General features: G+C 64.1%; 16 protein-coding genes. 13 read left to right on the forward strand and 3 right to left on the reverse strand.

The annotated features are described in order from the left end of the window. Nucleotides 1-139: 139 nt before the first annotated feature. Nucleotides 140-583, reverse strand: coding sequence for a universal stress protein (locus tag A1D30_RS16540; protein ID WP_063461820.1), 444 nt, complete (start codon nucleotides 581-583; stop codon nucleotides 140-142). A 158-nt stretch (nucleotides 584-741) separates the two neighbouring features. Here A1D30_RS16540 and A1D30_RS16545 point away from each other — a divergent pair, with 158 nt between their 5' ends. From A1D30_RS16545 to A1D30_RS16585, 9 genes are all read left to right on the forward strand, one after another. Continuing rightward, nucleotides 742-3,237 carry a cation-translocating P-type ATPase gene (locus tag A1D30_RS16545; protein WP_063461821.1) on the forward strand — a complete coding sequence of 832 codons (2,496 nt, stop codon included), beginning with the start codon at nucleotides 742-744 and terminating at the stop codon, nucleotides 3,235-3,237. After that, complete coding sequence (ccoS, locus tag A1D30_RS16550; RefSeq protein WP_063461822.1) at nucleotides 3,237-3,374, forward strand: cbb3-type cytochrome oxidase assembly protein CcoS; 138 nt, start codon at nucleotides 3,237-3,239, stop codon at nucleotides 3,372-3,374. The genes A1D30_RS16545 and ccoS overlap by 1 nt, the downstream gene beginning before the upstream one ends. A gap of 64 nt (nucleotides 3,375-3,438) precedes the next feature. After that, nucleotides 3,439-4,878 (forward strand): cytochrome-c oxidase, cbb3-type subunit I, encoded by a 1,440-nt coding sequence (gene ccoN / locus A1D30_RS16555; RefSeq protein ID WP_063461823.1) that lies wholly within the window; start codon nucleotides 3,439-3,441, stop codon nucleotides 4,876-4,878. Nucleotides 4,879-4,895: 17 nt separating this feature from the next. Further along, nucleotides 4,896-5,528 (forward strand): cytochrome-c oxidase, cbb3-type subunit II, encoded by a 633-nt coding sequence (gene ccoO, locus A1D30_RS16560; protein WP_063461824.1) that lies wholly within the window; start codon nucleotides 4,896-4,898, stop codon nucleotides 5,526-5,528. Nucleotides 5,529-5,540: 12 nt separating this feature from the next. Continuing rightward, nucleotides 5,541-5,678: a cbb3-type cytochrome c oxidase subunit 3 gene (locus A1D30_RS16565; RefSeq protein WP_063461825.1), complete on the forward strand. Its 138-nt coding sequence runs from the start codon at nucleotides 5,541-5,543 to the stop codon at nucleotides 5,676-5,678. A 24-nt stretch (nucleotides 5,679-5,702) separates the two neighbouring features. Continuing rightward, the gene (ccoP, locus tag A1D30_RS16570; protein WP_063461826.1) at nucleotides 5,703-6,623 is read left to right on the forward strand and encodes a cytochrome-c oxidase, cbb3-type subunit III; all 921 of its coding nucleotides are present in this window, start codon (nucleotides 5,703-5,705) and stop codon (nucleotides 6,621-6,623) included. An 89-nt stretch (nucleotides 6,624-6,712) separates the two neighbouring features. Then, nucleotides 6,713-8,158 carry a cytochrome c oxidase accessory protein CcoG gene (gene ccoG, locus A1D30_RS16575; RefSeq protein ID WP_063461827.1) on the forward strand — a complete coding sequence of 482 codons (1,446 nt, stop codon included), beginning with the start codon at nucleotides 6,713-6,715 and terminating at the stop codon, nucleotides 8,156-8,158. A gap of 69 nt (nucleotides 8,159-8,227) precedes the next feature. Beyond that, complete coding sequence (locus A1D30_RS16580) at nucleotides 8,228-8,503, forward strand: FixH family protein (protein ID WP_063461828.1); 276 nt, start codon at nucleotides 8,228-8,230, stop codon at nucleotides 8,501-8,503. A gap of 74 nt (nucleotides 8,504-8,577) precedes the next feature. Then, nucleotides 8,578-8,871: a hypothetical protein gene (locus A1D30_RS16585; protein WP_063461829.1), complete on the forward strand. Its 294-nt coding sequence runs from the start codon at nucleotides 8,578-8,580 to the stop codon at nucleotides 8,869-8,871. A 56-nt stretch (nucleotides 8,872-8,927) separates the two neighbouring features. On the opposite strand, the gene fnr is transcribed toward A1D30_RS16585, so the two are convergent. Then, nucleotides 8,928-9,650: a fumarate/nitrate reduction transcriptional regulator Fnr gene (gene fnr / locus A1D30_RS16590; RefSeq protein ID WP_063461830.1), complete on the reverse strand. Its 723-nt coding sequence runs from the start codon at nucleotides 9,648-9,650 to the stop codon at nucleotides 8,928-8,930. Nucleotides 9,651-9,842: 192 nt separating this feature from the next. Here fnr and hemN point away from each other — a divergent pair, with 192 nt between their 5' ends. The 4 genes from hemN (at nucleotide 9,843) to A1D30_RS16610 (ending at nucleotide 15,961) form a co-directional block, all read left to right on the forward strand. Continuing rightward, nucleotides 9,843-11,225 carry an oxygen-independent coproporphyrinogen III oxidase gene (gene hemN / locus A1D30_RS16595; protein WP_063461831.1) on the forward strand — a complete coding sequence of 461 codons (1,383 nt, stop codon included), beginning with the start codon at nucleotides 9,843-9,845 and terminating at the stop codon, nucleotides 11,223-11,225. A 5-nt stretch (nucleotides 11,226-11,230) separates the two neighbouring features. Beyond that, entirely contained in the window at nucleotides 11,231-11,974 is a 744-nt protein-coding gene (locus tag A1D30_RS16600) for a sulfite exporter TauE/SafE family protein (protein WP_063461832.1), read from the forward strand. A 247-nt stretch (nucleotides 11,975-12,221) separates the two neighbouring features. Continuing rightward, complete coding sequence (locus A1D30_RS16605; RefSeq protein ID WP_063461833.1) at nucleotides 12,222-13,520, forward strand: HD-GYP domain-containing protein; 1,299 nt, start codon at nucleotides 12,222-12,224, stop codon at nucleotides 13,518-13,520. Beyond that, nucleotides 13,517-15,961 carry a bifunctional diguanylate cyclase/phosphodiesterase gene (locus A1D30_RS16610; RefSeq protein WP_063461834.1) on the forward strand — a complete coding sequence of 815 codons (2,445 nt, stop codon included), beginning with the start codon at nucleotides 13,517-13,519 and terminating at the stop codon, nucleotides 15,959-15,961. The genes A1D30_RS16605 and A1D30_RS16610 overlap by 4 nt, the downstream gene beginning before the upstream one ends. A gap of 63 nt (nucleotides 15,962-16,024) precedes the next feature. Here the strand turns inward: A1D30_RS16610 and A1D30_RS16615 are convergent, their stop codons facing one another. Further along, nucleotides 16,025-16,840: a sulfite exporter TauE/SafE family protein gene (locus A1D30_RS16615; RefSeq protein ID WP_063461835.1), complete on the reverse strand. Its 816-nt coding sequence runs from the start codon at nucleotides 16,838-16,840 to the stop codon at nucleotides 16,025-16,027. Nucleotides 16,841-17,224: the final 384 nt, after the last annotated feature.

The raw sequence follows: 17,224 nt of genomic DNA on the forward strand, positions 1-17,224 counted from the left end.
CAGACGGCTGGATGGCTAGACGGCCGGTGGCAAGACAAAAACAAATGGGGCCACGCAGGCCCCATTTGTTTTGCTCATATTTTGATAGCTTCTACCGCTTTGTGGGTGCGCGGTAGGGCCTGTTTTTGCTCAAATTTTCTTACCGCAGCACCAGCACCGGGATGTGCGAGTGCGTCAGCACATGCTGCGTCTCGCTGCCCAGCAGCAGGCGCTTGAGGCCCTTGCGGCCGTGTGATGCCATCACGATCACGTCGCACTTGTGCTTCTTGGCGGCGGAGATGATGGCCTCGGCCACCAGGTCGGACTTGGCGATGACGGGCTTGACCGACACGCCCTGGGCCTCGCCCTGGGCCTTCACGCCATCGACCATGGCCTGGGCCGCATCGCCCCACTGGGATTCGATGCGTTTGACATCGTTCACATCCACTGGCATGCCACCTTCAAAGTAGCTGCGGGGGTAGCGGGGCACCACCTTGAGGGCCACCGCAGAGGCGCCGGTGAGGGCGGCCAGCGACAGCCCGTGTTCCACGGCCTTGTCCGAGAGGGGGGAGCCGTCCGTTGCGATCAGGATGCGTTTGTACATAAAGGTCTCCTCAAAACGATGGATCAAGCTTAGGATGAATCATGTTCCGGGACTTGATGCAGGTCAATGTACCTGTCATGGCCCAACGATAGGCTTGAACCATGTCAATGTTTCGACCCGATGCGTCGGTGGCTTCCCCGGCGCATCTGCCTGATGGCATGGCGGATTCATCGCCCGCCGCGCCCACCCAGTTGCTGGACGACCCGCAGGAATGGCTGGCGTTTGGCCGCCCCTGCACCCCTGCAGGCAGCCCCTTGCCCGCCCACGCCTTGGAGGCGGTGCAAGCCTGCCCCGAGGCCAGCACCTGGGATTCGCATGTGGTGCTGGAGGGCATGCACTGCGCCGCCTGCGCCCTCACCATCGAAGACGCCCTGCGCGCCGTGCCTGGCGTGCTGCAGGCCGACGTGAGTGCGGCCACGCGCCGTGCCCGCGTGGTGTGGCAGCCGGGCAGGGTGCTGCCCTCGCAGTGGATGAAAGCCGTGCAGAACGCGGGCTACCGCGCCATGCCCGCCATGGATGCGTTTGCCCGCGCGCAGCGCCAGCGCGAAAGCCGCCGTGCCCTGTGGCGCTGGCTGGTGGCGGGCTTTTGCATGATGCAGGTGATGATGTACGCGTGGCCCGCGTATGTGGCGCAGCCCGGCGACCTGTCGGGCGAGATGGAGCAGCTGTTGCGCTGGGCGTCCTGGGTCATCACGCTGCCCATGGTGGTGTTCTCGTGTGGCCCCTTCTTTGCCAGCGCACTGCGCGATGTGCGGCTGCGCCGCGTGAGCATGGACCTGCCGGTGGCGCTGGGCATGGCAATCACTTTTGTGGTCAGCACGGCGGGCACGTTCGACCCGAGCGGCATCTTTGGCAAGGAGGTGTACTACGACTCCCTGACCATGTTCGTGTTCTTCCTGCTCACCGGCCGCTGGCTGGAGCTGCGCCTGCGCGACCGCACGGCCGGTGCGCTGGAGGCCGTGATGAACCGCCTGCCCGACAGCGTGGAGCGGCGTGATAACGCCACGGGCACCTTCGCCCGCGTGGCCACGCGCCGCCTGGTGGTGGGCGACACCATCCGTGTGCTGCCGGGCGAGGCTTTTCCGGCCGACGGGTGCATCACCGCAGGCAATACACATGCCGACGAGGCACTGCTGACCGGCGAATCCACCCCCGTGGCACGCCCGCTGGGCAGCCATGTCACGGCGGGCAGCTACAACCTGCAGTCACCCGTCGAAGTGCGGGTGGAGGGCACGGGCGGGCAGACCCGGTTTGCGCAGATCGTGGCGCTGATGGAAAGCGCATCGCTGCAAAAACCCCGACTGGCCTTGCTGGCCGACCGCATTGCGCGGCCGTTTCTGGTGGCCGTGCTGCTGGCAGCGGGGCTGGCCGCCGCGTGGTGGTGGCCGTCGGACCCCGGGCATGCGCTCATGGTGGCGGTGGCCGTGCTCATCGTGACCTGCCCCTGTGCGCTGTCGCTGGCCACGCCGGTGGCCATGCTCACCGCAGCGGGCACGCTGGCGCGCCACGGGGTGCTGGTGCGCAACCTGCAGGGGCTGGAGGCCCTGGCCCAGGTGGACACCCTGGTGTTTGACAAGACCGGCACCCTGACCCGCGACGGCATGGCGCTGCAGGCCGTGCATACCGCGCGGGGCTGGGCTGCCGATGACGTGCTGGGCCTGGCGGCCGCGCTGGCGCGCCACTCCATGCACCCCGCATCGCGTGCGGTGGTGGCTGCTGCCTCGGCATCGGTGCCAGCGCCGCAGGGGCGCTGGCGCGTTGCCAACCTGCAAGAGGACGCGGGCCTGGGCCTGAGCGCTGCCGTGTCAGACAACACGGGCGTTGTGCCCGATTGCAAGGTCTGGCTGGGCTCGGCCCGCCACGCTGGGGTGGCAGCGCAGCAGGGCACCGCCGCGCTGCAGGTGGTGCTGTCGGCGCAAGGGGTTGAGCAAGGGCTTGAGCAAGAGTCCGAGGGCGCCCTGCTGGAGCTGGCCCGGTTTGATCTGGTGGAAGACCTGCGCAGCGAGGCCCCGGCCGTGGTCGCCACGCTGCAGCAAGAAGGCGTGGCGGTGCAGCTGCTGTCTGGCGACCGCCTGGGGGCCGTGCAGCGTGTGGCCGCGCAGGCGGGCATTGCGCAGGTGCAGGGCGAATGTTCACCCCATGGCAAGCTGGAGGCGCTGCGGGCGCTGCAGGCGGGTGGGCACCAGGTGGCCATGGTGGGCGACGGCCTCAACGACGGCCCGGTGCTGGCTGGGGCCCATGTGTCGTTTGCGTTTGGCCGTGCCGTGCCGCTGGCGCAGTCGCGGGCGGATTTTGTGGTGCTGGGCGACAGCCTGGCGCTGGTGCCGCAGACCGTGTTGCTGGCGCGCCGCACGCTGCGGGTGGTGCGCCAGAACCTGTGGTGGGCTGCGGGCTACAACGCACTGTGTGTGCCGCTGGCCGTGGCGGGCTGGATGCCCGCCTGGCTGGCCGGGCTGGGCATGGCGCTGAGTTCGCTGCTGGTGGTGCTCAACGCCGCGCGGCTGGCGCGCGGCCTGCCTGTGCTGCCCGCCCTGGCCGGTGTTGATGCGGGTGCAGATGCTGGTATGGATGCCGAGGCCCTCGCTGCGGGCAAGGCGCAACAAGCGCCCCTGCCTCTTCCCAACCTTCCCAAGACAACCCTGGAGCCCGTCTGATGGACATCCTTTATCTCCTGATCCCGCTGTCTGTGCTGCTCGTGCTTCTGATCCTGGGCGGGCTGTGGTGGGCGGTCTACCACGGCCAGTTCGAGAGCGTGGAGCAAGAAGGGGAGCGCATTCTCAGAAGCGATTGACATGTGTCAATGTCGGAAATGATGCTCTGCAACAAACTCTTACTGCAATACAAAGAGGTGCCCGATGGATTCTCAAAAAACTATGACTGCGCACTACAACGATACGGTCGTGCGGCAGTTTTCTATCTTGGCCGTGGTTGTGGGGGTGGTTGGCATGCTGGTGGGGGTTGTCATCGCCGCCCAGCTGGCCTGGCCAGAACTCAACTTTGGCATTCCCTGGCTCAGTTATGGGCGCTTGCGCCCCTTGCACACCAATGCGGTGATCTTCGGTTTTGGCGGCAGTGCCCTGTTCGCCACCAGCTACTACGTGGTACAGCGCACCTGCCAGGTCCGGCTGTTTGCCGGGCCGTTGGCCGCTTTCACTTTCTGGGGCTGGGTGCTGGTCATCGCGGCCGCTGTGGTCAGCTTGCCGATGGGCTACACCCAAGGCAAGGAATATGCCGAACTCGAATGGCCCATTGACGTCCTGATCACGCTGGTCTGGGTGTCCTACGCCATCGTGTTTTTTGGAACCGTCGGTACCCGCAAGGTCAAGCACATCTATGTGGCCAACTGGTTCTTTGGCGCGTTCATCCTGGCCGTGGCCTTGTTGCACCTGGTGAACAGTGCAGCGATTCCTGCGGGCTTCATGAAGAGCTACTCGGCCTATGCTGGTGTGCAGGATGCCATGGTGCAGTGGTGGTACGGCCACAACGCCGTGGGCTTCTTCCTCACCGCAGGCTTCCTGGGGATGATGTATTACTTCATCCCCAAGCAGGCTGGCCGCCCCGTGTATTCGTATCGCCTGTCGATCGTGCACTTCTGGGCGCTGATCTTCACTTACATGTGGGCGGGCCCCCACCACCTGCACTACACAGCGCTGCCCGACTGGACGCAATCGGTGGGCATGGTGTTCTCGCTCATCCTGCTGGCACCCAGCTGGGGCGGCATGATCAACGGGGTCATGACCCTGTCGGGCGCATGGCACAAGCTGCGTGACGACCCCATCCTGCGCTTCCTGATCGTGTCGCTGTCGTTCTACGGCATGTCCACGTTCGAAGGCCCGATGATGTCCATCAAGACCGTCAACGCCCTGAGCCACTACACCGACTGGACCGTGGGCCACGTGCACTCTGGTGCGCTGGGCTGGGTGGGCCTGATCTCCATGGGTTCGCTGTACTACCTGGTGCCGCGCCTGTTCGGCCGCGACAAGATGCACTCCATCAAGGCGATCGAGCTGCACTTCTGGATGGCCACCATCGGCATCGTGCTGTACATCGCCGCCATGTGGATTGCCGGTGTGATGCAGGGCCTGATGTGGCGCGCCATCAACCCCGACGGCACGCTGACCTACACCTTTGTCGAGAGCGTGAAGGCGACCTATCCGTTCTACGTGATCCGTGTGGCCGGTGGCCTGCTGTACCTGGGAGGCATGGTCATCATGGCCTGGAACGTGTGGATGACCGCGATCTCTGGCCGTTCGGTCAAGGTGGCCATTCCTGCCGTGAATGCCGCCCACGCCTGAGCCGAAGGAGTCAATTCATGTCCAACAACAATTCATCTTCCTCCACCGGCTTCTCGCACGAGAAGGTCGAGACCAACAACTTCCTGATGATCGTGCTGATCCTGCTGGTGATCGCCATTGGCGGCCTGGTGGAGATCGTGCCCCTGTTCTTCCAGAAGTCCACCACCGAGGCTGTGAAGGGTGTCGAGCCCTACACCGCCACCCAGCTGGTGGGGCGCGATGTGTATATCCGCGAGGGTTGCTACAACTGCCACTCGCAGATGATCCGCCCCTTCCGCGCCGAGACGCTGCGCTACGGCCACTACTCGGTGGCAGGCGAGTTTGTGTACGACCACCCCTTCCAGTGGGGCAGCAAGCGCACGGGCCCCGACCTGCACCGCGTGGGCGGCAAGTACAGCGACGAATGGCACCGCATTCACCTGAACAACCCGCGTGACGTGGTGCCCGAGTCCAACATGCCCGCCTATCCCTGGCTGGAGAAGAGCGTGGTGGACCCCGCCAGCGTGGCGCCCCGTATGAAGGCGCTGCGCACGGTGGGCGTGCCTTACACCGACGAGCAGATCACTGCCGCTGCAGCCGAGGTGAAGGGCAAGACCGAAATGGACGCCCTCATCGCCTACCTGCAAGTCATGGGCCGCGCGCTCAAGTAAAGGAGATTGGCCATGGACATCACGACCATGCGCATCGTCGCCACCCTGGCATCGATGGCCTGCTTCATTGGCATTTGGGTCTGGGCCTACCGGGGCCGCAACAAGTCCCGGTTTGACGAGGCAGCACAACTGCCCTTCGAACAAGATTGACCCTCACCAGAACGAGAACATCCCATGAGTGACTTCACCAGCAATTTCTGGTCGGTCTTTGTGACCGCGCTGACACTGGTCGGCATCATCGCCTGCGGCATCCTGCTTTGGATGGCGGGCCGCAAGAAGGTGATGGCCACGGCCGACAACACCACGGGCCATGTCTGGGACGAGGACCTGGTCGAAATGAACAACCCCCTGCCACGGTGGTGGGTGTGGCTGTTTGTCATCACCATCGTCTTCGGCCTTGGCTACCTGGCGGCCTACCCGGGCCTGGGCAGTTTCACTGGCAAGCTGAACTGGACCCAGAAGGGCGAGTACGAGGCCGAAATGGCCAAGGCCAAGACCGAGTTGGAGCCGCTGTATGCCCGTTTTGCCTCGATGAAGCCCGAGGACATGGCCAAGGACCCTCAGGCCCATGCGATTGGCGAGCGCCTGTTCATGAACAACTGCGCGCAGTGCCATGGCTCGGATGCGCGTGGCAGCAAGGGCTTCCCCAACCTGGCGGACGGTGACTGGCTGCATGGCGGTGCCCCCGAGAAGATCCGCGAGACCCTGGAAAAGGGCCGTATCGGCAACATGCCACCCATGGCCGCGGCTGTGGGCTCGCCAGAAGATGTGCGCAATCTGTCGCACTACGTGCTGAGCCTGTCGGGCAGCCCGCACGACTCGCTGCGTGCTTCGCTGGGCAAGTCCAAGTTCACGGCGTGTGCTGCGTGCCATGGCATGGACGGCAAGGGCAACCAGGCCCTGGGCGCCCCCAACCTCACGGACGATATCTGGCTGCATGGCTGGGGCGAGGCGGCGATCACCGCGATGATCAACAACGGCAAGGTCAACCAGATGCCTGCGCAGGCCGATAAGCTGACGGAAGCCCAGATCGGGGTCCTGTCGGCCTATGTCTGGGGTTTGTCGAACGGCAAGCAGGCGGCTGCCGCGCGTTGATCGATGCTGCCAGGCAGCCCGCATCTGGCGGTGGTTGCCTGGCTTCTTTGTTGTTAGGCTGTTTACCTCCTTGTGAGTAGATCGACACCATGAAGCCCCCCAGCGAGCCTGCTCGCAAGGTCATTCCCATCGCACCCGTGGCGTCCGAGCCGTCTGCCCAGGGCGAGATCGTCTCGCTGTACGAAGCGCAGAAAAAGATCTATCCACGCTCCATCAGTGGCCTGTTTGCGCGCTGGCGCTGGGGCATGGTGCTGCTCACGCAGATCGTGTTTTATGGGCTGCCCTGGTTTGAATGGGGACAGCGCCAGATGGTGCTGTTTGACCTGGGCGCGCGCCGCTTCTACATCTTTGGGTTGGTGCTGTACCCGCAGGACTTCATCTACCTCACGGGGCTGCTGATCATTTCGGCGTTGTCGCTGTTCCTCTTCACGGCGGTGGCCGGGCGTTTGTGGTGTGGCTTTGCCTGCCCGCAGACGGTCTACACCGAGATGTTCATGTGGATCGAGCACAAGATCGAAGGCGATCGCAGTGCGCGGCTGCGGCTGGACAACGGGCCCTGGACCTTCGAGAAGATCCGCAAGAAGTTCTTCAAGCAGGTGGTGTGGGTGGCGGTGGCCTTGTGGACCGGATTCACCTTTGTGGGGTACTTTGTGCCCATTCGCGAGCTGGGCAGCGAGTTGCTGGCGCTGCAGGGGGGCTGGCAGATTTTCTGGGTGCTGTTCTACGGCTTTGCCACCTATGGCAACGCGGGCTACATGCGTGAGCAGGTCTGCAAGTACATGTGCCCATACGCACGCTTCCAGAGCGCCATGTTCGACAAGGACACGCTGATCGTGACCTACGACCCCGAGCGGGGTGAGCAGCGTGGCCCGCGCAAGAAGAACACCGACTACAAGGCGCAGGGGTTGGGTGACTGCATTGACTGCTCGCTGTGTGTGCAGGTCTGCCCCGTGGGCATCGACATTCGCAAGGGGCTGCAGTACGAGTGCATCGGCTGTGGCCTGTGTGTGGACGCCTGCAACACGGTCATGGACAAGATGCAGTACCCCCGGGGCCTGATCCGCTACTCCACCCAGAACGGCGTAGCCCAGCGGTGGACCCAGTCGCAGATGCTGCGGCGTGTGCTGCGGCCCCGGGTGCTGATTTACAGCACGGTGCTGGTGGCTTTGTGCGTAGCCATGCTGGCCAGCTTGGTCGTGCGCACCCCGCTCAAGGTTGATGTGGTGCGGGACCGTGCGGCGCTTTCGCGCATCGTGGCTGGGGGCAAGCTGGAAAACATCTACCGTCTGCAGATCATGAATGCGACGGAAGGTGAACAGCGCTATCGCATCAGCGCACGGGGGCTGGAGGGGCTGGAGGTGTCCTCGGACGCCGAGGTGGACATCGGCCCCGCAGAGTCGCGCTGGGTGGCTGTGCGTTTGCAGATCCCGTATGGTTCGGCAAACCCGGGCTCCCATGCCGTTCAGTTCGATGTGCAGGCCATCGGTGCCGCCGCCCATGTGTCAGAAAAATCGGTGTTCCTGGTGCCGCGCTGAGCGGCCCCTTGGTGCAAGGCCTCGCATGGCCTTGTGTTGATTGAGATGAATGTGAAGGAGTAAATCGCCATGTCTTCAAACCCTGCCATTGCCCCCGCTGCGTCAGCACCCTGGTGGAAATTCGGCCATGTCTGGCTGGTGATTGCTGGCCCGGCCATTGTGATCGTCGCGGGTTTTGTGACCTTGTGGCTGGCGGTGTCCCGGCCCGACCCTGTGGTGGCAGAGGATTACTACCGCAAGGGGATCGAGATCAACAAGACGCTGGAAGCCCCCGAGAAGAGCCTGGCGCCTGCCATGAAGGGACGCAACCATGCGGTCACCCCCGTGCAGGACCAGCCGCGTTGAAACCGCGCAAGCATGTGGCTCGTCAGTGATGCCAGCTTGCCACCACTGAGCCCCCAGGAGACAGGAACAACGATATGTGGACGCAACGCCTGATGTGGATTGCATGGCCCGCCTTCTTGATGGCCGGGGTGCTGGAGATGCTGGTTTTTGCCATGGTGGACCCCCTGGATCTGCACTGGTTCGGGCAGCCCCTGGCGCTGTCGCGGCAGGGGGTCTATACGCTCGCGTTTTTTGCGTTCTGGATCATCACCATGGCAAGCAGTGCGTTGACTACGCTGCTTGCGATGTCACCCTTTGAGTTGAACCGCTGTCCGGTCCCCGAGGGCGAGCGGCCGGACGACTGCCGCAAGACATCGTCCTGCTCCTGAGCAAAGAGGAGGGCGTTTTGGCCTGCCAGTGAAGGCCGACCGGGATGGCTGCCAGATCAGTGGCAGGCTTGCTGGCTGTTGACGATGCGCTTGAGGGCATCCGTGTCCAGGATACGAACATGGCGCTGCTTGACTTCCACAATGCCTTCTTCCACAAATTTGGAGAAGGTGCGGCTCACGGTTTCGAGCTTCAGGCCCAGGTAGCTGCCGATTTCTTCGCGGGTCATGCGCAGCACCAGTTCGGACTGCGAGAAGCCGCGGGCATGCAGGCGTTGCACCAGGTTCAGCAGGAAGGCTGCCAGGCGTTCTTCGGCGCGCATGCTGCCCAGCAGCAGCATCACGCCGTGTTCGCGCACGATCTCGCGGCTCATGATCTTGTGCACATGGTGCTGCAGGGCCGTGACCTCGCGCGAGAGTTCCTCGATGCGGTCGAAGGGCATCACGCAGACCTCGGCGTCTTCCAGGGCCACGGCGTCACAGGTGTGGTGGTCGTTCACGATGCCGTCGAGACCAATGATCTCGCCCGCCATCTGAAAACCGGTGACCTGGTCGCGGCCATCTTCGGTAGCCACGCAAGTTTTGAAGAAACCGGTGCGGATGGCGTAGAGCGAGGTGAAGGATTCGCCGTTGCGGAACAGCGTGCCGCCGCGTTTGACTTTGCGGCGAACGGCAACGACTTCATCGATGCGCTGCAGTTGCTCTTCGTTCAGGCCCACGGGCATGCACAGCTCGCGCAGATTGCAGTTGGAGCAGGCGACTTTGATGGTGAGCGGGTTCATAGGCACGTGAGCTAGGGGTTAGGTGTCGAGCATATCGCGCCCGATACGAAAAGCTGGGAAGGTCTCCGTAGCGTCCGAGCGACTGACATGCATCAAATTGTCGCTCGTCGGCTCGGTCGTTCACTTGATGCAAGTCAAGGACATGTTCCAGAGGGTACGGCACAGTCAGGGTGTACGCAAGGATATTCCCCCATGACCGCTGTTTCGCCCGATCTCCTGCGCCGTTTTGACGTGCCGGGACCCCGCTACACCTCCTATCCGACAGCCGACCGGTTTGTCGAAGCGTTCGGGCAGGAAGACTACATCCTGGCACTGGAGCAGCGCCGGACAGGCTCGGTGGCCAAGGCCTTGCCCCTGTCCTTGTACGTGCACATTCCGTTCTGCGAATCGCTGTGCTACTACTGCGCCTGCAACAAGATCATTACCAAGCACCATGACCGCGCTGAAGTCTATCTGCGCTATCTGAGCCGCGAGATTGACTTGCACACCGCACACTGCGGAGTGGGCCAGGTGGTGAGCCAGCTGCACCTGGGGGGTGGCACGCCCACGTTCCTGTCGGATGCGGGCTTGCGTGAGCTGATGGCCATGCTCAAGCGCAGCTTTACCTTGGCGCCTGGCGGTGAGTACTCCATCGAGGTGGACCCCCGCACCGTGAACGCCGACAGGCTGGCGTTGCTGGCTGAGCTGGGCTTCAACCGGCTCAGTTTTGGTGTACAGGATTTTGATGCCGAGGTGCAGAAGGCTGTGCACCGCATCCAGCCTGCCGAACAGGTGTTTGCACTGGTGGAGTCGGCACGCTCGCTGGGTTTTGACTCGGTGAACGTGGACTTGATCTATGGCCTGCCGCGCCAGACCCCCGAGTCATTCGACCGTACCCTGGCGCAGGTCGCTCAGCTGCGGCCTGACCGCATTGCGCTGTATGCCTACGCGCACCTGCCCGAACGTTTCAAGCCCCAGCGCCGCATCGTGCCGGCTGAGCTGCCCACGGCGTCAAGCAAGCTGTCCATGCTCTCGCGCTCGCTCGATGCGTTCATGGACGCGGGTTATGTCTATGTGGGCATGGACCACTTTGCGCTGCCCTCGGATGCCTTGGCTGTGGCCAAACGCCAAGGGCGGTTGCATCGCAACTTCCAAGGCTACAGCACACAGCCCGACTGCGATCTGATCGGATTGGGCGTATCGGCCATCGGCCGCGTGGGTGCGACCTACAGCCAGAACTCCAAGACGCTGGAAGAGTATTACGACTTTCTCGACCAGGGGCGCCTGCCGGTGGTGCGTGGCCTGGCCCTCACGCGCGACGATCTCGTGCGCCGTGCCGCCATCATGGCCCTGATGTGCCAGGGCGAGTTGCTCTATGAATCCATGGAGCAGGCCTGGTTGATCGATGTGCGTCAGTACTTTGCAGCCGAGATTGCCCAGCTCGAAGGCATGGCCGAGCAGGGGCTGGTGCGGGTGGGGCCCGAAGGGATCGAAGTGACGGCCATGGGGTGGTTCTTTGTGCGGGGCATTGCCATGGTGTTTGACCGTTATCTGCAGGCAGACCGCAACCGCGCCCGGTTTTCGCGCATCATCTGAAACCTATGCTCGCAACCGTGGCCTGGACGGCTTTGCTCATGGGACTCGCAGGTGGGTCCCATTGCCTGGCCATGTGCGCTGCGCCCTGTGGTGCCCTGGTGGGGCGGGCTGCGGCCGCAGAAGGCACGGGCAGTCTGGCGCAAGAAGGCACTGCGGAGCAGGTTGTGCAATGGGTGCCACGGGGTGGTGTGGTTTTGCGCACCCTGGCGTTCCATGGCGGGCGGCTGGTGGGCTACGCGGCCGCAGGTGCCCTGGCTGCCCTGGCCATGGACAGCCTGGCCTGGCTTACCCAGCAGACCACGGCCCTGCGCCCGGTGTGGACCCTGATGCATGTGGCCGTCATGGCATGGGGCCTGATGATGATGGTCCAGTCGCGCCAGCCCGCCTGGGTGGAGCAGGCCGGGCGGGCCGTGTGGGGGCGCGTGCGGCCACTGGTGGGGGCACCCTCTGGCGTGCTGGCGGCAGGTGCCCTGTGGGCCTTGATGCCCTGTGGCTTGCTGTACTCGGCCCTGCTGGTCGCCGCTTTGAGTGGTGGGGCATTGGAGGGAGCTCTGACCATGGTGCTGTTTGCCATGGGCAGTGGGGTGTGGCTGCTGGGTGGCCCGTGGGTGTGGAGCCGACTGCGAAGCCGTCTCAATCGGGTGCGTGCCGAGTGGGGCACCCGGGTTGCAGGAGGCCTGCTGTGTGCGGTGGCGGCCTGGGCACTCTGGATGGACCTGATCTACAAACCTTCACTCTGGTGCCGCTGAGGCCTGGGGCTGCCCGAGGCGGGGCGGCATCGGGCCCAGCGAAGGCTGGCAGGTCTCAGGACACTTCGCCCATGGCCCCATGTTTTGGGCCACCTGTCACGGTCCAGACACTTTGGGGGCAAGTGTTGCCCAAGTGTTGCCGTATCGCCGCGATGGGGTTGTGCTCCTTAGACAAGCCTCTGTAACTGGTGATAATCTGCGTAACTATTGGTGGCATTGATGTCTCCATGTTTCGCGTGCGCCTGAAGTGAACTCTTCCATCCTCATCGACATCAGCCAACTGCGGGTCGGCATGTACATCCAGCTTGATGTGGGCTGGATGCATCATCCATTCCCGACCAGCAGCTTCCGGGTGGCGTCTGCCGAGCAGATCGCCACTTTGCGGGGGCTGGGGTTGACCGAGGTGCGCTACCTGCCCAAGAAAAGCGACCCGGCACTCAAGGAGCTGGTGCCTGCCGCCTGGAGCGTGCCCGAAATGGTCCCGCCCCCCGCCAATGGCCTGGAGGCCCCGGGGGTTCCCGCAGCGGTAGACACCGAAGCCCTGCGGCGGCGCCAGTTGCTGGAAGCACAGAACAAGGCGCTGGCCGCCTGCAACCAGCGGTTCGCCGAGGCCACCCGGCAGTACCAGGCGCTGGAGCGGGCCGTGTCTGATCACCCCGACCAGGCGCGCGACAAAGGCGTGGCGCTGGTGTCCGGATGTGTTTCCGAGCTGCTCGAAAACGGTGACTCGGTGATCCGGTTGTTGTCGGAAGGTGTGGGCGAACGCAACGCCTTGCACCCTATCAACGTGATGGTTATTTCGCTCTTGCTGGGCCGTGCCTTGGGCATGAAAAGCGAAGAGCTGCAGGGCCTGGGAGTGGCGGCGCTGATTCACGACCTGGGCAAGCTCAAGCTGCCGCCGAACCTGCGGCAGCCCACGCCGTCCATGCCCCTGATGGAGCGGTCGCGGTATGAAACCCATGTGGCGGAATCCGTGGCAATGGCCAAGCGCATGGGGTTTTCTGAGGCCGTGGTGCTGGCGGTGGCCCGGCACCATGAAATGGCCGATGGCAGCGGGTTTCCGCAGCGGCTCACCGGGGTGGACCTGGGGCGGGCGAGCCAGGTGCTTGCGCTTGTCAACCGGTACGACCGGATGTGCAACCCTACGGTGGGTGTGGATGCCCTCACGCCCCATGAGGCGCTCTCGGTCATCTTTGCCCAGCTCAAGGCGAAATTCGATTCCGTGGTGCTGGGCGCTTTCATCCGCATGATGGGGGTGTATCCCCCGGGCTCCATCGTCCAGCTGGTCAACGACCGTTATGCGATCGTTGCCTCGGTAAATTCTTCGCGCCCGTTGCGGCCCAAGGTCATCGTCCACGACTCCAGGGTGCCCAAGGATGAGGCGCCTATCCTGGACCTGGAAACGGTTCCCGAGCTGGGCATACGCCGCAGCCTCAAACCGGCACAGCTGCCGCGCGACGCGCTGGACTACCTGTCGCCCCGGCAGCGCATCTGTTACTTTTTTGAGCGAGCGGTCAGTCCCGGCCCTGAAGAGGCGGATACGTGACCGATTTGCAATCGCAGGGCTGGCTGGATGGGCTGCAAGAAGCCGTCTGGCTGGTCGATGAGGCGCACCACCTCATCCTGCACGCCAATTCCGCCGCCGAGCGTCTGGTGGGCATGCCTGCAGCCGACATGGCGGGCAAGCCCGTGCTGGGCCTTGCAGCCACTCCGCAAGACCAGGCCTTCTGGGCCGAACCCCCGGAGGTGATTGCAGCAGGAATCCACTCGCACACCAGCCTGGTGCGTGCCAATGGCCAGCTGGTGCCTGTGGAGCGCCATGTGGTGCGTGTGCCCTGGGGGCCGGATGGGCGCACGGTCTTCATGCTGACCATGCTCGACCGCAGCGCCCAGGAGGCGACGGAGCGTGAGCTGGAAACCTTGTTGTCCGAGTTGCGTGCGACGCTGGATTCAGCGGCCGACGGCATGCTCGTCTGCGGGCTGGACCGCAGTGTGCGCGCCTTCAACCAGAGGCTGGCCCAGCTCTGGGGTTTGCCGCGCCAGTTGCTGGTGGAGCGCGACGATGCGGCCGTCTATGCCTTCATGGCCAGCCAGGTGGCAGATGCCCGCGCCTACGCCGAGCGCATGGTTGCCATTGAGCGCGAACCCATGCAGGAGAGCACGGACATCCTGGAGCTGCGCAGCGGCGTGGTGCTGGAAATGCGGACCGTGCCGCAGTTTCGCCAGGGGCGGGCGGTGGGGCGTGTCTACTCGTACCGGGACATCACCCGGCAGACCGAAATCCAGGCCAGCCTGCGCTTGGCGGCACGCGTGTTCGAGTCCAGCCTGGATGCCATTTTTATTGCCGACAGCCAGCACCGCATCATGCGCATGAACCCGGGCTGTGAGCGCCTGGTGGGGCCCGCTGCCAAAGCCTTTGAGGGCTGCATGGCGGCTTCTCTGTTTGGTGGCGGCTCGGATGCAGCCTTCATGGAGCGGGTGCAGCAGGGCTGGTCGCGTGATGGTTTTTGGGAGGGGGAGCTTTGGCTGCCCCGTGATAACGGGGCCTACTGTGCCGTGCAGCTGTCCTGGGTGGCGCTGCGCGACGACGAAGGGCGGCTGGTGCAGAGCATTGGCTTCATGCGGGACCTCACGCTGCAGCATGCTGCACAGAAGCGCATCGAGGAACTGGCTTACAGCGACGTGCTCACCGGCCTGCCGAACCGGCTGCTGCTGTCGCAGCGGGTGGACACCGCGATCCAGGGTGCGCGCCAGAGCGATACCGGGTTTGCCATCCTCTTTCTGGATCTGGACCGTTTCAAGATCATCAACGACTCCCTGGGGCACCCTTTTGGCGACCGGGTGTTGCAACTGGTGGCCGAGCGCCTGCAGACCTGCCTGCGGCAGACCGACATGCTGTGCCGGTTGGGGGGGGATGAGTTCGTCATTTATCTGCACGGTGGTGACGCGCAGGTGGCCGAAAGCGTGGCGCGCCGCATCCTGGACGACATGCTCAAGCCTTTCATGCTCGACAGCATGGGGTTCTCCATCCAGTGCAGCATTGGCATTGCCCTGTATCCGCAGGACGGGGCGACGCTGGACGACCTGATCAAGCAGTCCGACACCGCGATGTACCGGGTCAAGGAGCGTGGGCGCGGCAGCTACGGCTTCTACCAGCCGCAGATGAATGCCAACCTGCTGGCCCGCATGCAGATGGAGCATGCCATGCGGCAGGCACTGGGCCTGCAGCGCATGGCTGTGCACTACCAGCCGCAGGTCAACATGGCCACGGGGCGCATCACCGGGGCCGAGGCATTGATCCGCTGGACCGATCCCGAGTTCGGAGCGGTCTCACCAGGTGTCTTCATTCCTCTGGCGGAGGAGTCGGGCTACATCGTGACCCTGGGCGCCTGGGTGATGGAGCAGGCAGTGCGTGAGGCAGCGGTGTGGATGCACAGCGGCATGCCGATCATGATTTCCGTGAACGTGTCCGCGCTGGAGTTCCGCCAGCCCGATTTTGTGGACCGGATCACGCGCCTGCTGGCCGTGCACCAGCTGCCGCCGACCTTGCTGGAGCTGGAGCTGACCGAAACCATCCTGCTGCAGGATGCGCAAGAGATGGAGCAGCGCCTGCGGGTGCTGGCCGACCTGGGCATTGGCCTGGCCATTGATGACTTTGGCACGGGTTATTCCAGCCTGGCCTACCTCAAGAAGTTGCCGATCCACAAGCTCAAGATCGACCAGTCCTTTGTGCGCGGCCTGCCCGATGACGATGGCGACCGGGCCATCGTGAGTGCCATCATCAGCATGGGCCGCGCCATGCACATCGAGGTGGTGGCAGAAGGCGTGGAAACCGAAACCCAGCAGGCCGTGCTGCAGCAGATGCTGTGCGAGCACTACCAGGGTTTTCTGTGCGCCCCCGGGCTTCCGGCCGACAAGTTCCGCGCCATGCTGCGCGAGCCCTTGCCGCTGAAGGCGCAGGGCAAACACCGGCCGATCATTTCGTAACCCCTCGTTGGGGGAAGGGCCTGCATCAGCAGGACTGCCAGAGCGCGCGGTTGCGCCGTGGCCTCAAAGGGCTGCCAAGCCCTTCCACAGCATGTAGGCCGCCAGGCCAAACAGCAGGGATGCAAAAACGCGCTTGAGCTGCTTCACGGGCAGGCTGTGCGCGGCCTTGGCGCCCAGTGGCGCCGTCAGCACGCTGCAGGTGGCGATCACCGCGAGCGCGGGCAGCCAGACATAGCCCAGGGATGCCGTGGGCAAGCCCGCCACGTTCTGCCCGCCCACCACGTAGCCGACTACGTTGGCCAGCGCAATCGGAAAACCGAGCGCTGCACTGGTGGCCACAGCGTTGTGGATGGGCACATTGCACCAGGTCATGAACGGCACGCTCACAAAGCCACCACCAGCCCCCACCAGGCCGGACAGGAATCCGATCACGCCGCCAGCGGCCACCTGGCCTGCGCCACCAGGCATCTGGCGTGTGGGCGCGGGTTTTTTGTCCAGGAACATCTGCGTGGCGGAGAAGCTCACGAACAGCGCAAAGAAGATGGCGAGGAAGGAGCCCTTGAGCAGCGCAAACACCCCGAGGCTTGCCACAAACCCGCCCAGCACGATGCCGGGGGCCAGGCGCTTGACGATGTCCCAGCGCACCGCTCCGCGTTTGTGGTGGGCCCGCACGCTAGAGATCGATGTGAACATGATGGTGGCCATCGACGTGGCAATCGCCATCTTCACGGCCAGGTCTGGCGCAACTTTTTGTGCTCCCAGGATGTAGGTCAGAAACGGCACCAGCAACATGCCGCCACCAATGCCCAGCAGGCCGGCGAGAAAGCCGGTGGCCAGGCCCAACACACCGAGTTCAACAATCAGGAGAGGGTCCAGCATGGCGCAATGAGAAGAAATGAAAGAGCGGGCCGTGGCCCCGGGGAGAGGGGGCAATGCCCTGCCTGGAGGGGGCAGCGGTGGCGTGCGATGGCAGGGGCATGGGGAAGAGGGTGTCTGCGAATGCCACCGGACTCTCATCCTGAACCGGGGGTTCAGGTGGGCGAGGGCAGCCAAGCGTTGGGTTCATCTGACGCGAGATGATCACGCTCACCGGGCGATGTACCAAGCCCGAGCTCGTTGAGCATTGGTTCAAGGAAATATAAAGCCCGGCGGCTTCGCAGACCCGACCATTGTAGGCGCTTGCAACAGGTGCGGAGAGTGGAGCAAAGGAAAAGCCCGCAGGCTTGCTGGAGCATGGCCTGCGGTGACCTTTGCGCCGGGGCG

The sequence above is a fragment of the Acidovorax sp. GW101-3H11 genome, assembly GCF_001633105.1.
Classification (GTDB): Bacteria; Pseudomonadota; Gammaproteobacteria; order Burkholderiales; family Burkholderiaceae_C; genus Acidovorax.

Excerpts from the sequence above, each read along its gene's own strand:
- A1D30_RS16540 (WP_063461820.1), bottom strand. The coding sequence starts at position 583 with ATGTACAAACGCATCCTGATCGCAACGGACGGCTCCCCCCTCTCGGAC.
- A1D30_RS16545 (WP_063461821.1), top strand. The coding sequence starts at position 742 with ATGGCGGATTCATCGCCCGCCGCGCCCACCCAGTTGCTGGACGACCCG.
- ccoS (WP_063461822.1), top strand. The coding sequence starts at position 3,237 with ATGGACATCCTTTATCTCCTGATCCCGCTGTCTGTGCTGCTCGTGCTT.
- ccoN (WP_063461823.1), top strand. The coding sequence starts at position 3,439 with ATGGATTCTCAAAAAACTATGACTGCGCACTACAACGATACGGTCGTG.
- ccoO (WP_063461824.1), top strand. The coding sequence starts at position 4,896 with ATGTCCAACAACAATTCATCTTCCTCCACCGGCTTCTCGCACGAGAAG.
- A1D30_RS16565 (WP_063461825.1), top strand. The coding sequence starts at position 5,541 with ATGGACATCACGACCATGCGCATCGTCGCCACCCTGGCATCGATGGCC.
- ccoP (WP_063461826.1), top strand. The coding sequence starts at position 5,703 with ATGAGTGACTTCACCAGCAATTTCTGGTCGGTCTTTGTGACCGCGCTG.
- ccoG (WP_063461827.1), top strand. The coding sequence starts at position 6,713 with ATGAAGCCCCCCAGCGAGCCTGCTCGCAAGGTCATTCCCATCGCACCC.
- A1D30_RS16580 (WP_063461828.1), top strand. The coding sequence starts at position 8,228 with ATGTCTTCAAACCCTGCCATTGCCCCCGCTGCGTCAGCACCCTGGTGG.
- A1D30_RS16585 (WP_063461829.1), top strand. The coding sequence starts at position 8,578 with ATGTGGACGCAACGCCTGATGTGGATTGCATGGCCCGCCTTCTTGATG.
- fnr (WP_063461830.1), bottom strand. The coding sequence starts at position 9,650 with ATGAACCCGCTCACCATCAAAGTCGCCTGCTCCAACTGCAATCTGCGC.
- hemN (WP_063461831.1), top strand. The coding sequence starts at position 9,843 with ATGACCGCTGTTTCGCCCGATCTCCTGCGCCGTTTTGACGTGCCGGGA.
- A1D30_RS16600 (WP_063461832.1), top strand. The coding sequence starts at position 11,231 with ATGCTCGCAACCGTGGCCTGGACGGCTTTGCTCATGGGACTCGCAGGT.
- A1D30_RS16615 (WP_063461835.1), bottom strand. The coding sequence starts at position 16,840 with ATGCTGGACCCTCTCCTGATTGTTGAACTCGGTGTGTTGGGCCTGGCC.